The organism is Desulfosporosinus acididurans (genome assembly GCF_001029285.1).
In the GTDB taxonomy this organism is placed as follows: Bacteria; Bacillota; Desulfitobacteriia; order Desulfitobacteriales; family Desulfitobacteriaceae; genus Desulfosporosinus; species Desulfosporosinus acididurans.
The window spans coordinates 107,578-123,582 of sequence record NZ_LDZY01000006.1 but is presented as its reverse complement, the minus strand read 5'-3'; the positions used below and the strand labels follow the sequence as shown (position 1 = coordinate 123,582).

The window sequence follows — 16,005 nt, the reverse complement described above, 5'->3', positions numbered from 1 at the left end:
AATGAATGGTATTAATTTAGCAGGTATGACTGATCACACGCTTTTAAAGCCGCAGGCTGCTGAAAAGGATATTGTTGCTTTATGTCTTGAAGCGCAGGAGCATAAGTTTGCAACGGTTTGTGTGAACCCTTCCTATGTTCAGACAGCGGCTAAGCTTTTGTTTGGTACTGGAATTGGTGTGGCTGCTGTTGTAGGCTTTCCTCTGGGGGCTACCTTTACAGAAGCAAAAGTATCGGAAGTTTATATGGTTAAAGCTCATGGGGGCAAAGAAGTCGATATGGTCATTAATGTCGGCTGGGCCAAGTCCGGTAAGTGGGACGCGGTCGAACGGGATATTGTCCGGGTTGTCGAAGCCGCCCATGGTTGCGGACTTTTAATCAAGGTTATTATTGAGACTTGTTTATTGACGGAAGATGAGAAAAAAACGGCGGCGGAGATTGTTAAACGGTCTGGTGCTGATTTTATTAAGACTTCGACGGGGTTTGCAGGTGGGGGAGCATCTGTTGAGGATGTGCGAAACCTCAAAAAATGGGTTGGAGAAAATGTTAAGGTGAAGGCCTCCGGGGGGATAAGGACGAGGGAGTTTGCTCTTCAGTTGGTAGAGGCCGGCGCGGAGAGGCTGGGGACTAGCGCGGTCCTTGAGTGAGGGACTTGTATGACAGAGCGCTCAGTCATACGACGCAGAGCAAACTAGCCGTTCAAGCGACTGCTTTGGGGAGCGGGGTTCCCACCATAAGCGCCCTCCGTGGCGCTATGGTGGCGGCGCACGTCCTGTGCGCCGCCCCGTGTCGGGGGTCAGTCGCTTGAACGGAGTTTGCTAACTGCTTACGTAAAGACTTCACGCTCTTGTCATACTGCGTCCTGGGCTTTAGGGTCGGGGGAACGACGGGGATGTTAGGGAGACGGCACATCATGTGTGCACCGTCTGAATTGGGGATTTACCGGATGGTTCTCTTGTCATACTGCGTCCTGGGCTTTAAGGTCGGGGGAACGACGGGGATGTTAGGGAGACAGCACATCATGTGTGCACCATCTGAATTGGGAATTTTCTGGAGGGTTCTCTTGTCATACTGCGTCCTGGGCTTTAGGGTCGGGGGAACGACGGGGATGTTAGGGAGACGGCACATCATGTGTGCACCGTCTGAATCGGGGATTTACCGGATGGTTCTCCCGTCATGCAGTATCTTGGGCTGGGTCAGAGGACAGATGGGAGTATTGTGATAACTGCTCCCCGAGTACTGTTGGAGGTGAGGTGCCTTCAGTTTGTAAAGGTAGTTATGTTCATTCTGATTCTTCCCTGGCATGTTTTGCAATTGGTGTCGGCTAAAGTGTGTTAAAAGGACCGTCCCCCGTGTTCTCCCCCGTGTTCACGTGTTCATGTATAGTTGGCTTAGAGATAACAAAGAATAGAAAGGGTTGAGGGCGTGGCCGTTTATCATGCGGACGCGTTGGTGATTCGGAGCCGAGAATATGGAGAATCGGATCGGGTGCTCACGCTTTTTTCCCGGGAAATGGGGAAGATTCAGGCTGTTGCTAAGGGAGTGAGAAAACCTAAGAGTCGTCAAAGGGCTGGGGCGCAGTTGTTTACATATGGGGATTTTTTAATTCATAAGGGAAAGAGCTTAGATACGGTGAGCCAGTGTAGTCCGAAGGAAAGTTTTTCTTACCTTTGGTCAGATCTGGATCGTTCTTTGGCAGCTTCGGCTATGGCGGAGCTTTTAGATATTTCGACGATTTCGGGGCAGCCTAATGCCGAACTTTTTACCCTGACGCTGACTTGCTTATTTCTTCTTGAACAGTATGAGACGTCTCTTTTGCTTAGTGCCTATGCTTTGCGTTTGATGGTCATTTTAGGATATCGGCCTCATTTGGGTGATTGTGTGGAGTGCGGGGAGAGGTTACAAGGTGAACGCTTGTTTTTTAGCTCTGAAGCAGGTGGTACGCTTTGTGGACGGTGCAGGGAGAGTTATTCCGGACGGATGGTCCGGGCGGGCAGTATTGCTTTTATGCGTCAGTTGATTCAGGCTGATCTTTCTAAGCTTGACCGGCTGCGTTGGGCTGCGTGGATGAGAGAGGAAGTTTTGGAGACATTGCGGCATTATTTGGAGCATAAGTTTGAAAGACCTCTTAAATCCTGGAGATTGGGAAACACTATTAGTGATGGCTTAGAACGTCATATCCGATCTTTGAACGGAAAGGAAGGAAAAGAATTTGAGTGAAGCGTTGTGGTCGGAACTTGAGAAGATGGATATTTTGCGGGAACGCATGGGCATCGGATACGAGGAAGCCCGTGCTGCTTTGAATTCAGCTCAGGGTGATGTGATAAAGGCCTTGGATTGTTTAGAGAGAGATCGACATGAACATGATAGGATAAAGATATGTGAGGAGATTCCTGATCGTGGACAGGAATTGTGGGACAGTCTTAAAGCTAAAATGAAGGAGTTTAATCGAACAAAGATTAATCTGAAGAGAAATGATACGACGGTTTTAAGTCTTTCGGCTCCCTTGGGAGTGGCTTTAGCCTACTCGGTTTGGAGAAAACCCAGCTTGCGGATGGTGGCTCTTGTTGGAGCTGTCGGAGCGGCTTTAAATCATTTTCATTTAGAAATTGATACTGTTGATAAGCCCTCGATCTATACTGATGACGGCTATAATTTCGCAGCAAGTGAGGATTGAAATCTTTAGGAAAAAAATACCATAAATGTTTGACACAATTTTATTTACAGCATATAATTATGATTAATTAACCTGAGAATGCAATGATGGGCAGGAAGTTTGCGGAAATCTCCTTAGAGAGTTCGGGAATGGTGGAAGCCGAATGAGATGGCAAATGGGGCAGCTCTGAGCGTTAGAAAATTAAGAGGACCCTTTGCTTGGGTCAAACAGGGTGGAACCGCGGGAACAAGCTCTCGTCCCTGTAGCCGTTATGGCTGCGGGAGTGAGTGCTTTTTTATTTGCCGAAATTCCTTCAGCTTAACAACTTTATTCTTAACCTAGGAGGCTGGACTATGAAATTTCAAGATTTAATCCTGACCCTTAATCAGTTCTGGGGGGAACAAGGTTGCATTATTGCTCAGCCCTATGATGTGGAAAAAGGGGCTGGTACGATGAATCCTTCTACTTTCTTACGCGCCCTTGGGCCTGAACCCTGGAATGTGGCCTATGTTGAGCCATCCCGTCGGCCGACGGACGGACGCTATGGCGAAAATCCAAATCGTTTGCAGCACTATTTTCAATACCAAGTTATTCTCAAACCTTCGCCGGACAATGTTCAAGAGTTATACCTGAATAGTCTGGAACGTATTGGTGTTAATCCCAAGGAACATGATATCCGTTTCGTGGAGGACAACTGGGAATCGCCAACTATGGGTGCTTGGGGCCTGGGCTGGGAAGTCTGGCTTGACGGCATGGAAGTGTCCCAATTTACCTATTTTCAGCAGTGCGGAGGGATTGACTGTAAACCTGTCTGTGCTGAAATCACCTATGGCTTAGAGCGGCTGGCTACCTATATCCAGGATAAAGACAGTGTCTACGATATCGAATGGGTCGGGGACGTAACCTATGGAGATATTTATTTGCAGAATGAGATTGACTACTCCCATTACAATTTTGAAGTGGCGGATATTGAAGCGTTACAGACTTGGTTTGATATGTATGAACGTGAAGCTAAGAGAGTCGTGGAGAAAGGGCTGGTTCTGCCTGCCTATGACTATGTCTTGAAATGTTCGCATACTTTTAATCTTTTAGATGCCCGCGGAGCCATCAGTGTTACTGAGCGCACCAGCTATATCGGGCGGGTAAGAGCCCTTGCCCGTCTTTGTGCACAGGCTTATGTGGAACAGCGAGAAAAACTGGGTTTCCCTTTGCTCAAGAATAATTCCCAGAAAGAGGTGAAATAAGGTGGCAAAGGACTTTTTGCTGGAAATCGGAACAGAAGAAATCCCGGCTAAATTTTCCCCGGGTGCCATGAAGCAATTGGAGGAACAAGCAAGTAAGCGTTTTGAGGAACTTCGCTTGAGCTATAGCAAACTGGAGATTTATGCCACACCGAGGCGGCTGGCCCTTTTAGCAAGGGAGCTTCAGGATAAGCAGGAAGATTTGTTGACAGAGGTTAAAGGCCCTGCTGTCAAAGCGGCCTATGATGCCAAGGGTGTTCCCACAAAGGCTGCTCAAGGTTTTGCTAAAGGCCAGGGTGTAACGGTGGAAGATTTATTTGTCCAAGAGGTTAACGGTGTGCCTTATGTATTTGCCCGCAAATCTGAAATAGGTGTGGAAACCGCGACACTTTTGCCTCAAATAGCTCAAGACATGATTCATGCCCTGCATTTTCCGAAACCTATGCGCTGGGGAGACTTGGATTTCCGTTTTGCACGTCCGATACGCTGGATCGTGGCTCTTTATGGCACCGACGTCGTTAATTTTGAATTTGTGGGTTTGGAGTCCGGCCGCAGTACACGGGGACATCGCACTTTAGCAAAAGACTCTGTTCTAATAGAGAATGCTTCAGATTACGGCGACGTTTTGCGCAAGGCTTATGTCATGGTAAATCCTGAAGAACGTAAAGAGACAATACAAACACAAATTAAAGCTCTTGCGGAGAAAGTGGGCGGGGAGGTTCCCGATGATGAAGAACTTCTTGAGGAAGTCATCCATATCGTAGAATATCCTACCGCTTTGTTGGGCGAAGTTGCAGATCGTTACATGCATTTGCCTGAAGCAGTCATTACAACGCCAATGCGCGAACATCAGCGTTATTTTCCTGTTCGGTCTAAAGAAGGGAAACTATTGCCTTACTTTATTACAGTGCGCAATGGTGATGCTTTTGCTTTGGATGTCGTTAAGGCCGGTAATGAAAAGGTTTTAAAAGCTCGTTTGGAGGATGCCGCTTTTTATTATCGTGAAGATCAGAAAGTGCCGCTGAGTGAGCTTGTTTCTAAGCTTAAAAAAGTTGTCTATCATGAAAAACTGGGTACCGTCGAGCAAAGGGTAGAACGTTTGCGCAGGCTGTCACGTTTTATCGCTGAAAGATTAGGCTATGCCAAATCCCTCACAGAGGATATTGACCGCACAGCCTATTTGGCAAAGGCCGACCTTGTTACCTTAATGGTCAGTGATTTTCCTGAATTGCAGGGAATTATGGGTTCGGATTATGCAAGGGCGAACGGTGAGAATCCAGTGGTATGTCAGGGAATTTTCGAACATTATCAGCCCCGCTTTGCCGGTGATAGTTTGCCGGTATCTGAAGCAGGCCGCGTTGTCAGTATCGCGGATAAACTGGATGCTATCGTTGGAGCCTTTGGGATTGGAATTCAGCCGACGGGTTCCCAGGATCCTTATGCTTTAAGACGTCAAGCCCAAGGGATTGTGGCAATACTCTTAGAGTCCGGCTGGAACCTTTCTTTGACCGAGCTTCTGCAGGAAGCATATCGTTCCTTTGGGGAACAGGGGACTTCGCTGCTGCCGCTGGAGGAGATTAGGAAACTCCTGCAGGACTTCTTCCAACAACGGTTAAGGTTTGTGCTCCAGGAACAGGGACTGCGTTATGATACGGTGGATTCCGTTTTAGCGCAAGGCGGAGACCAATTAAACCGTGTTCTGCAAAAAGCACGGGTACTTGCGGAAAAACGTGAAGAGGAAGGCTTTGTATCTTATCTTCAGGCCTATACCCGGTGCTTCAATCTGACGAAAAAAGAATCTGAACAAAAACTAAACCCTGATTTATTAGTTGATGCGAGCGAAGCGGCTTTAGAAAAAGGGATTGCTCAGCGCCGAGAACGTTTTGCCAAAGCCCTGAATGATGGCAGCTTCGAGGAAGCATACCAATTGGCCGGAGAGCTTGTTCCCTTGATTGAAGCTCTCTTCCAAGCAGTCATGATAATGGTTGAGGATGTGAACTTGAAGAACAATCGACTCGCCTTGTTGGGAGAGTGCGTTAAAATGTTAGGGTGCTTAGGTGAATTGAGCATTTTAGCTTAAGGATTAATGTTATAAGTGCAATCAAAGGCTTTGCTTTTGCTACGACTCGGTAAAGGCAGTTTCCTTTGAATTAAGGACTTAGGGATGGGGCTCGTCGCTCCATCCTTAGCTTTAATTAAAGCGCAAATACATGATTAATCTATTTTGCTTTAAGCTTTTTAAATAATATAAAAGGATATTCCAATTATACATGTTAGGTAGTTATGGCAATAAAATATAAACACTATCTAGTAAATAGATAATATAATGTGGTATAATTGTACGCATAAACCTCATTTAGTATGTCACATTAAGGGTAGAAAGAATCATTAAGAGGTGAAATGGGTTGGAATGGACGGATCGTCAACAGCGAATTGTGGAGATCGTTAAAGAAGCAGGATCCATAACTGGTGAAAAGATTGCGGAAAAGCTGGATTTGACGCGAGCCACCCTCCGCCCGGATTTAACTATTTTGACGATGTCCGGGGTCTTAGTGGCCAGACCGCGTGTCGGGTATTCGTACCGAGATGATCTTGGACCATCCCCGATGATGGAAAGGCTGCTTCAATTAAGAGTTTGTTCTTTTAAGTCGATGGCGGTAACTATACCGGAAAGTGCAAGTATCTATGAAGCAGCTGTGACGATGTTTACACAAAACGTTGGAAGCCTAGCGGTCGTTGGGTCGGAGCGGGTGCTCTTGGGAATGATTTCACGTAAAGATATTATGAAAGCATCTCTCGGCAAGGGAGACCTTCAGCAAGTTCCTGTCGGGGTTATTATGACAAGGATGCCCAATATTTTCATGACGACTCCGGATGAACCTGTGTATAGCGCAGCTAAAAAGCTTGTTCAACATCAGGTTGACAGCTTGCCGGTTGTTGAAAGTTTCATTGACGAAAACGGGGAAGAATGTTATGAGGTTGTAGGGCGTTTCACAAAGACTAATGTAACGAAACTCTTTGTGCAGATTGCTGAGACAAGAGCATTTTTGCAATGACTTTAAGCAATCAAAATGGGCTGAGATCGGTTATTTGCTCTTTTAGGAATTGAGGGCTTGGCTTGCGCTACATATTTAGAGGTCAGGAGCAGGCAGGGGCTTTATGAGAATTAGGAATAAGACGGAGGTGTAGTCGTGTGGACGTAACGGGCCCAATGCCTGTATTATATGTAATTTCAGATGCCCTCGGTGAAACGGCCGAGTTTGTAGGCCGAGCGGCTGCAGCACAATTTGTCGGTATAAAAACTCGAATCCGAAGGGTTCCCTATGTACGGGATGAGGCGCATCTGGAGGAGATCCTGGAAGAGGCTGTGGCTGAACAGGCAATTTTAGTCTATACCCTGGTATTGAAAGGCCTTAGAGATTATTTAGAGCGAAGAGCTGCTGAGAGAGGCCTGAAAACGGTGGATATTTTAGGCCCTGTGATTGAGGCTCTTTCTAAGCAGACGGGTATGGAACCTACCCATACCCCTAACATTATTCACCGTTTGGATGAGCAGTATTTCCGGAAGGTTGAGGCTATTGAATTCGCTGTCAAATATGATGACGGGAAAGATCCCCGCGGAGTTCTTTATGCGGATGTTGTATTGATTGGGGTTTCTCGAACTTCCAAGACCCCTTTGAGTATGTATCTTGCTCATAAAGGACTTAAAGCAGCGAATATTCCCTTGGTCCCGGAGGTAATTCCTCCGGATGAGCTTTATGCAATTTCACCACGAAAAATAATCGGTCTGACTTTGCGGCCTGAGCTTTTGAATCAAATTCGTACTGAGCGCTTGAAAACTCTCGGGTTAGGCGCCTCGGCAGATTACGCGAACTTAGAACGGATCATGCAAGAATTAGAATATGCGCGTGGAATTATGAAGCGCATAGGATGTCCAGTCGTTGATGCAACAGGCAAAGCAGTTGAAGAAACTGCGAGCATTGTGTTAGAAATATTGTTTAAGGGGGAGCGAAATGGCTAAGAAGTATGTTTATTTATTCCGTGAAGGGAAAGCATCTATGCGTGACTTGCTGGGAGGAAAAGGAGCTAACTTGGCGGAGATGACCCAAATTGGGCTGCCTGTGCCTCCAGGATTTACAATTACCACGGAGGCCTGCAACGCATATTATGTCAACGGAGAAAATGTTCCGGATGGGACTTGGGATCAAGTTTGGCCGGCTTTAGCTGAGGTTGAAGCAGCGACCGGAAAGCTCTTCGGAGATAAGAAAAATCCACTTCTTGTTTCGGTAAGGTCTGGAGCAAAATTCTCCATGCCGGGCATGATGGATACCGTACTTAACCTTGGTTTGAATGATGATACTGTGGAAGCCTTAGCAGTTAACACACAAAATGAGCGCTTCGCTTGGGATTGCTACCGCCGTTTTATTCAAATGTTCGGCGATGTGGTGCTTGAGATTGAACATTATTTATTTGAACAGATCTTAGAGAAGGCAAAAGATAAGCAGGGAGTTCGTTTTGATTCGGAGCTTTCCCCCGAAAGCCTGAAATGGATGGTTGGCGAGTACAAAAAACAAATTCAACGCAGTACAGGAAAGCCCTTTCCTATGGATCCGAAAGAACAGCTGCAGCTGGCCGTGTTAGCCGTTTTCCGAAGCTGGAATAACGACCGGGCCAATGTATATCGCATTATTAATAATATTCCCCACGATATTGGTACGGCTGTCAACGTACAGTCCATGGTCTTTGGCAATATGGGATCAGATTCAGGAACCGGGGTCGCTTTCACCCGCAATCCTTCGACCGGTGAGAAAGCACTTTACGGAGAATACCTGATGAATGCCCAGGGTGAAGATGTGGTAGCAGGGATACGTACGCCCCAGCCTATCGCTACCTTAGCCCAAGAAAATGAAAATATCTATAAACAGTTTGTAGAAAATTCCCAACGCCTCGAGGCACATTACCGGGATATGCAGGATATTGAATTTACCATTGAACGGGGCAAGCTGTATATGCTGCAAACTCGCAATGGGAAAAGAACGGCTTCGGCAGCTATCCGAGTGGCCGTCGATCTTTACCATGAGGGTATGATTAGTAAAGAAGAAGCAGTCATGCGCATCGAACCTCAGCAACTGGATCACCTGCTTCATCGCCGGATGGATGGAGAAGCAAAACTCCAAATTCTGGCCAAGGGTCTTCCGGCTTCCCCAGGTGCCGCTTCCGGCAAAATCGTTTTTAGCGCTGAAGAGGCAGAACGTTTAGGACAATTAGGCGAAAAGGTTATACTTGTCCGTACGGAAACAACCCCTGACGATATCCGTGGGATTTTGGCGGCTCAAGGAATTTTAACCAGCCGCGGCGGTATGACCAGTCATGCAGCGGTGGTATCCCGTCACATGGGAAAACCGGCTGTCTGCGGCTGTGATGCTTTAAAAATCGACTATGCGCAAAAGCTGGTCGCTATCGACGGTGTTGAATATCCGGAAGGAACTCTTTTCTCAATTGATGGGGCAACAGGCCGAGTTATTAAAGGCGAAGTCAAGATGGTTGATCCTGAATTAAGTGAAGGGTTTAAAGAGTTCTTGGGTTGGGCTGATGAAATTTCCCGCTTGAAAGTTATGGCCAATGCCGATACTCCGACTGAAGCAACCAATGCCCGGAATTTTGGCGCTGTAGGAATCGGCCTTACGCGAACCGAGCATATGTTTATGGATCCTGAACGGATTCCTATTGTTCAGGAAATGATTCTGGCTCAAACTTTGGAAGAACGAGAAGTTGCTCTGGCTAAGTTACTGCCGATGCAAGAAGAAGACTTCTATGGGATTTTAAAAGCGATGGAAGGCTTCCCAGTAACCATTCGTCTCTTGGATCCGCCTTTGCATGAGTTTTTGCCGCATTCTGAAGAGCTGATTGTTGAGATTACGAAACTTCGTATGTCTAAGAGCGATCCGCAAGCTTTAAATGAAAAAGAAAGTTTGTTACGCAAAGTACGCGCTCTATCCGAGCTTAACCCGATGTTAGGCCATCGCGGCTGCCGTCTGGGAGTTTCTTTCCCTGAAATTACAGTGATGCAGGCAAGAGCTATTTTCCAAGCTAGTGCCCGCTTAGTGAAAGAAGGCTGTGATATTCATCCGGAGGTTATGATCCCGCTGACTATGGGCAAAGAAGAGTTTGTGATGATGCGCAAACTGGTTGACGATACGGCCCAAGCGGTTATGAGTGAACAAAATGTTCAACTTAAATATCATGTAGGAACTATGATTGAGGTACCGCGGGCTGCCCTTCTGGCAGATGAAATCGGTAAAGTGGCCGACTTCTTCTCCTTTGGTACGAATGACTTAACTCAGATGACTATGGGCTTATCCCGTGATGATGCTCAAGGTAAGTTCCTGCCTGTTTATCTGGAAAAGAACCTCCTGAAATCAGATCCTTTCGTCGTGCTTGACCGCGACGGAGTTGGGAAGTTGATTGATATGGCTGTGAAACTCGGACGAGGTTCCAATCAGGATCTCAGTTTGGGAATTTGCGGTGAACACGGCGGGGAGCCGAATTCTGTGGAATTCTGCCATCTCGTAGGTTTGAATTATGTTTCCTGTTCGCCGTTCCGGGTTCCGATAGCTCGTTTGGCTGCTGCTCAGGCCGCTGTGATCAAAAAAGATCAATCGAAGTAAGGCCGGGGACCTAATTCTTCAAGTCAAATTGGATGGATATTCTATATAAAAGAGATAAACTCAAGCTCTAATGGGCTTGAGTTTATCTCTTTTATATGTGAACGGTGGTTTAGAGGAATAAGTTATCTATTTTGTTGAGAAGAAAAGGTTCTGCTGAGGTCGAAGATGTTCTTAGTAAGTGGGTTAATTTGCTTATATTAAGATGGAATAAAAGAATCAAAATTCGTGTCAAATTGTAAGTTACTGCGAGAGATTGAAATTCTAATGATAGCAAGCTTTTTGTCTGTAAAACATTATTGATTTAGTTTACACTCTTACTATAGGTTTATCCCTGTTGCATTCATGTTAATTCATCCTAAGGAGGGCTCTTATTGTTTAACGATTTTATTAAGCACTATAACATTATAAGGTCAATACTCAGAGATGTCTTCCTTTATGGATGTTTTTCAAGGGAAGATTTAGGAGAAAAGAGAAAGCTTAGTTCAAGGAAGATAAGTTATGAAATCAGACGAATACAGCAGTATGTTGAAACTGAATTTATAAAGACAGATAGAGATGGGAGAAACAAGCTTTTAGCTCTGACCTCTGACTCTATAAGAACTACGGAAAACTTTTTAGTCAAAACATACATGACAAAAAGCTTTACCCATTCCGATTTAATCTTATATTTCAGCCTTCTGCTGATTTTAAACGCTGAGGATAAAGACTTGAGTTTTCAGGAGATAGAGGAATATCTAATAGGAGAAGGATTGATATCTTATGACAATATCAGCAGTAAGACCGTAGAACGTAAACTTCATGAGATGTGCAAGGAGAAAGGCATATTGAAATGCCAAACCATTAAGAGGACAAAGTATTATAACGTGGCTGAGGATATTCTTAAAGAATTGGACAATAAAGAGATTGAGGATTTGCTTACCGCAGTGTCTTTGCTTAAAAACATAGTGTTTCCAGTAACTGCAGGGTACTACATGGAACAAAGCTTAAAGGACTATGCAAGGTATGAGAGAAGAATGGTTCTGGCATTAAGGGATGATTTTCAATACAAAAATCTACATTTTCATCCTGTCATCGAGGAGCAGGTACTCTGCCAAATATTAAAGGCAATCCATGAAAGAAGATATGTGAGACTAGATTATATTCTTCCGGCAGCCAAAACGAACGTTGATAATAGACCGTTGCTGAAACCGTATAAAATCCGGTATGACATAAGCTGCGGGAGACTTTATCTAGTGTCCTATGATTTGCAGAATAGGTGCATCATATCCAGGCTTGACAGAATAGAGTCTATAGAAGTTTGCAAGAATACATTCGAAAAGGGATATCTTGAAGAGTTTTATAGACGAAGCATTAAGTACAGCTGGTCTAGCGTGCCTTTGGCTGCAGGACATAAGCCGGAGAAGATTTGTTTGGAAATTACCATAGATCGGCCTCGAGAAAACTATATCATTGAGAAGATTAGAAGTGAGGTTCCGGAAGGAACTATCGAGAGGATATCAGAGGGATGCTATCATCTCCACGTGTTCGTTAATGACAGCAATGAGATGGTGCCTTGGATTAGAAGCTATTCTGGATATATCAAGGTTATTCAGGGGAGAGGTCTTTTGAACAAAATCACTGAGGACTGGAAGGAGATGCTTGACAATTATGGAGCTATTTGATGAAGTGAAAAACAGATATTTTCATATTGTATTTAAGGTCCTCAATGAGTGCGAGAAGGGTCTCTCAAGGAAGGACATTATAAAAATTGTTGATGAAGAGGAATTTCAGGAAAAGGTTGTAGGCAAGGATTTTCAGACGTTTGCAGGACTTCTCTTAAATCAATATGATGGGAGAAAAAATCTTAATCTGCTTCAATTAAAGAATGAAGCATACTACCCGGCCGTCATGGGAGATAAGAGGCCGCCTGTACCTGTAAGACTTACAAGTATCGAAAAGGCATGGCTAAATAGTTTACTGAACGAGGAGACGTTAAAGCTTCTATTAAGTGATACTACTAGAGCAAAGCTTAAAGACGCATTACAGAGTGCCGGTTATCCCGATACAGGCAGAATTATTGATATCACAAACCAATCGACTCTTCCGGAAATTGAAGATCTTGAAACGTATAAATACAACCTCAAGATTTTATTAGCAGCAATTCAGAGAGAGAAGTCAATAAAATATTCTAATGTTGACAGATTTGGTAATGAATATTGTGAAAAAAGAGCTCTTCCTATAAGAATGGAATATTCTCTTAAGGATGGCCGCTTTAGGGTTTCTATGTACTCCTTGGATGAGGAGAGGCCTGTGATGGCAAACGTATTTTCCCTGAGTAAGATTGAAATTGAGGAAAACGATGAAAAGGTCATTGACAGGAGAGGTGCAATCAGGCTTATACATAAACATAGGTATTCCCAAGAACCCATAGTCATAGAGGTTACAGATAAGAAGGCGGCTATGGAACGATGTTTTATGAGTTTTTCAGCAATGGAGCGCTACTCAAGGTGCATAGGAGAAGATCAATACGAAATGAAGCTTTTTTATTACACCTTTGAGGAAGAGGAGATTATAAGGAAAATACTTGCCCTTGGCCCTTATGTTAAGGTGGTTTCGCCGCCAAGGGTTATTGATGAGGTCGTTAAAAGAATAAGACGTGCACTCGATTTAAATAATTGTAATCTATACCCCGAGGAGGGAAGGAAAATGATAGAGTTAAACGGCAAATACAACAGTGCAAAAGTTTATACTGATAAGTTAGAGCCTGAAGTTGCTGCCCAGGTCATGGAATTATGCAACCAGGAATTCTGCAAGGACAGCAAGATTGCCATAATGCCCGATACCCATGCAGGAAAGGGCTGTGTTATAGGATTTACCGCAGATTTAGGTGATAAGGTTATACCGAATATTGTGGGGGTAGATATCGGCTGCGGCATGACAACGGTTGAACTTGGCAAAGTTGATTTGGATTTGAGGCAGATGGATGACGTTATCCGCCAATGGATACCATCAGGTATGAATGTCCATGAAGGCAGGATAGCAAAGTTTCCAAAGCTTCAGGAACTGCATTGCTATAGAGCGCTAAAGGATACAAGAAGAATTGAAAGAAGCATCGGGACTTTAGGAGGAGGGAATCATTTTATTGAAGTGGATAGGGACGATGATAGCAATCTTTATCTTGTTATCCACTCGGGCAGCCGGAACCTGGGAAAGCAGGTCGCAGAATACTATCAAAACCTTGCTATTGATCTGTGCTCGGGAAAAGCAGAATATTATGAGCTGAGAGATAAAATAATTTCAGCGTATAAAAAGGAAGGCAAGAGACAACTCATCCAGGGAGCCCTGAAGGAATTAAAGAAAAAGTATGATGCCTTGATGCCAGAATATCCAAGGGACTTGTGCTTCTTAACGGGGGCTTACAAGGAAAAATATTTGCATGATATGAATATCTGTCAGGAATACGCAGTCCTGAACAGACAAACCATGGCAAACATGATCTTAGAAAAATTTCTGGATAAAAAGTTAGAGGACTTTAGCTACTTTAACACTATTCACAACTATATCAACTTCAAGGACAACATAATAAGAAAAGGAAGTATCTCTGCCTATGAAGGGGAGAGAGTGCTAATTCCAATAAACATGAGGGATGGGAGCATACTGGCTGTTGGCTTGGGAAATCCCGACTGGAACTATTCTGCTCCCCATGGGGCAGGAAGGCTAATGAGCAGGAGTAAAGCCAAGGAAAGTCTGACTCTCGAAGACTATGAAAAGTCTATGGAAGGCATATTTAGTACGTCTGTAAATGAATCTACTCTCGATGAAGCGCCCATGGCCTATAAACCCATGGGGGAGATTATTGATAATATCCAAGATGCAGTAAAGATATTGAAGCTAATTAAACCTATTTACAATTTTAAAGCTGGCATATGAAAATAATTGGGGAGTTGGGCGAAAATCCGACTCCTTTGTGTTTGGGTAAGATCATTAAATGTTGCAAGGTTTTTGTCTGTAAGTCAGGAGACAGTAGACTTATAATTTATCTAGAGATGAGGGCAGTGCAGGAAAGTGTTACTTTGAAAGTCTCCAAAACTTGCAGTTGACTACTGCAGCGCACTTCCGCTTTTCTCCCTTAGGGATATAGGGCAGTGTATATTTGAGGTACTTCGGCTGTTAACCGGGATGTCACCGGTTCGAATCCGGTTTCACTTTTCGAAAGAGTGAATAGCTCAGTTGGTAGAGCACTATATACTCGAATAGTTTTTCTCCCTATTATCCAGTCTTTAAGAACCTCACTTCTTTAAGTGGAGGCGGGTCCTTTGTAAACTTCAGGTGGGGTAGAGTCCTTCTTCGCCGCTAAGTATTCCTATTGGGAAAGGCGGCTCGGCAATAATGTCCACTGGACATTATTGTATCTGAAGCTTCGATGTTTAGCTTAGCTGAACAAGTTTACTACTTCTAAAAACCCCGGGCAGTGCAGGAAAGTGTTACTTCTTGGTAGGGATATTTTATATCTGCAGTTCAAATCTGCGAATACACTTCCACTTTTCTCCCGGGCTAAAATTTAATAAAGAAGGTGATGTTAATGTCAAAATTCAATTCCAGAGTTCCCATGAAAACAGTGAACATATCAGGGCATGAAGCATATGGAATGGCGGATAAGGAAAAACTGGTCATCCAGGTGCTTACCAGCCTTTTTAATGAAGATAAATATTATGGAGATAATTCAAGGGAAATAGTCAAAACAGCCCAAAAGCTAATTACGGCAAGCTCTATGTGAGGAAAGTTATGGACAGATCCATTGAAAGAGTGGATGATCTGACAGAGGTACTCGCTTATTATATAAATACTTATGGCAAGCCGATCCCCAACTCTTTAAAAAAGGGAGTGGCCGATAAACTGCTTGGCTTTGATGAGTACCAACTTGCCAAGTACAACCGAGACAGTGCTGTGAAGCTTAAGGATTTACTCTGTTTAGTTCATCCTCGGGCAAAAAGTGAAGAGCAGAATACTATGTTTAAAAGGCTCCTTGAGGATAAGCTTGAAACCCCTAGAATAAGACAATTTTCAAAGGAGCATACTTGCTCCAATGAACAAAAAAATCCAATTTGTGGTATAATATAGGCGCGAAAAGTAAGGAGGTTAGTGGCCATGATGTATCCCTATATAACTTTGGCGGATGAAACCGAAATAACACATTCTCACCTCATTGAAGAAGATGGTATGCAGTGTTTGGAAGTTCATTTCGAGCGTCCGAAAGAAGGCGGATTTGATGTGGCCAGATGTGCGTTACCTTCTTATACCTGGATAAAGAGAGACGGATTTTCAGATAAAGAGATTGAGAACTTTAGCCAATTCCTGCATAGCAATGCTCATCTCTTGTATAAGTATGCTGCTGCGGGAGGTATCCAGATTGCCTAGTTTGTTTCGTATTGGCGAATATCTGGTATATTTTTAGTCGTATG

At 44.2% G+C, this 16,005-nt stretch carries 14 protein-coding genes and 1 pseudogene; all 15 read left to right on the top strand.

All coding sequences use genetic code 11. From position 1 onward, the window contains the following. The first annotated feature begins 1 nt into the window (after nucleotide 1). Nucleotides 2-646 (top strand): deoxyribose-phosphate aldolase, encoded by a 645-nt coding sequence (gene deoC, locus DEAC_RS09865; protein WP_047810050.1) that lies wholly within the window; start codon nucleotides 2-4, stop codon nucleotides 644-646. A 266-nt stretch (nucleotides 647-912) separates the two neighbouring features. After that, nucleotides 913-1,221, top strand: a complete 309-nt coding sequence (locus tag DEAC_RS23250) for a hypothetical protein (protein WP_152671384.1) — start codon at nucleotides 913-915, stop codon at nucleotides 1,219-1,221. A gap of 203 nt (nucleotides 1,222-1,424) precedes the next feature. Further along, nucleotides 1,425-2,219 carry a DNA repair protein RecO gene (gene recO / locus DEAC_RS09860; protein WP_047809891.1) on the top strand — a complete coding sequence of 265 codons (795 nt, stop codon included), beginning with the start codon at nucleotides 1,425-1,427 and terminating at the stop codon, nucleotides 2,217-2,219. Continuing rightward, the gene (locus tag DEAC_RS09855) at nucleotides 2,212-2,676 is read left to right on the top strand and encodes a DUF4342 domain-containing protein (RefSeq protein ID WP_047809890.1); all 465 of its coding nucleotides are present in this window, start codon (nucleotides 2,212-2,214) and stop codon (nucleotides 2,674-2,676) included. Before recO ends, DEAC_RS09855 begins: the two co-directional genes overlap by 8 nt. 332 nt (nucleotides 2,677-3,008) lie before the next feature. Next, a complete protein-coding gene (gene glyQ, locus DEAC_RS09850) occupies nucleotides 3,009-3,899 on the top strand; it encodes a glycine--tRNA ligase subunit alpha (RefSeq protein ID WP_047809889.1) in 891 nt (296 codons plus the stop codon). Nucleotide 3,900: 1 nt separating this feature from the next. Then, the gene (gene glyS / locus DEAC_RS09845) at nucleotides 3,901-5,976 is read left to right on the top strand and encodes a glycine--tRNA ligase subunit beta (RefSeq protein ID WP_047809888.1); all 2,076 of its coding nucleotides are present in this window, start codon (nucleotides 3,901-3,903) and stop codon (nucleotides 5,974-5,976) included. A 325-nt stretch (nucleotides 5,977-6,301) separates the two neighbouring features. Next, complete coding sequence (ccpN, locus tag DEAC_RS09840; protein ID WP_047809887.1) at nucleotides 6,302-6,952, top strand: transcriptional regulator CcpN; 651 nt, start codon at nucleotides 6,302-6,304, stop codon at nucleotides 6,950-6,952. Nucleotides 6,953-7,107: 155 nt separating this feature from the next. After that, nucleotides 7,108-7,917: a pyruvate, water dikinase regulatory protein gene (locus tag DEAC_RS09835; RefSeq protein WP_047810049.1), complete on the top strand. Its 810-nt coding sequence runs from the start codon at nucleotides 7,108-7,110 to the stop codon at nucleotides 7,915-7,917. Beyond that, complete coding sequence (gene ppdK, locus DEAC_RS09830; protein ID WP_047809886.1) at nucleotides 7,910-10,564, top strand: pyruvate, phosphate dikinase; 2,655 nt, start codon at nucleotides 7,910-7,912, stop codon at nucleotides 10,562-10,564. Before DEAC_RS09835 ends, ppdK begins: the two co-directional genes overlap by 8 nt. 371 nt (nucleotides 10,565-10,935) lie before the next feature. Then, nucleotides 10,936-12,225 (top strand): helix-turn-helix transcriptional regulator, encoded by a 1,290-nt coding sequence (locus DEAC_RS09825; RefSeq protein ID WP_047809885.1) that lies wholly within the window; start codon nucleotides 10,936-10,938, stop codon nucleotides 12,223-12,225. Next, nucleotides 12,212-13,195, top strand: a pseudogene (locus tag DEAC_RS23850) (WYL domain-containing protein); the annotation flags it as partial. The gene DEAC_RS09825 and the pseudogene DEAC_RS23850, both read left to right, overlap by 14 nt. 54 nt (nucleotides 13,196-13,249) lie before the next feature. Then, nucleotides 13,250-14,473 (top strand): RNA-splicing ligase RtcB, encoded by a 1,224-nt coding sequence (locus DEAC_RS23845; protein ID WP_047810048.1) that lies wholly within the window; start codon nucleotides 13,250-13,252, stop codon nucleotides 14,471-14,473. 652 nt (nucleotides 14,474-15,125) lie between these two features. Next, nucleotides 15,126-15,320, top strand: a complete 195-nt coding sequence (locus tag DEAC_RS24785) for a hypothetical protein (RefSeq protein ID WP_047809884.1) — start codon at nucleotides 15,126-15,128, stop codon at nucleotides 15,318-15,320. An 8-nt stretch (nucleotides 15,321-15,328) separates the two neighbouring features. Then, entirely contained in the window at nucleotides 15,329-15,664 is a 336-nt protein-coding gene (locus DEAC_RS24780; protein WP_047809883.1) for a TROVE domain-containing protein, read from the top strand. A gap of 27 nt (nucleotides 15,665-15,691) precedes the next feature. Beyond that, complete coding sequence (locus DEAC_RS09805; RefSeq protein ID WP_047809882.1) at nucleotides 15,692-15,961, top strand: hypothetical protein; 270 nt, start codon at nucleotides 15,692-15,694, stop codon at nucleotides 15,959-15,961. Nucleotides 15,962-16,005: the final 44 nt, after the last annotated feature.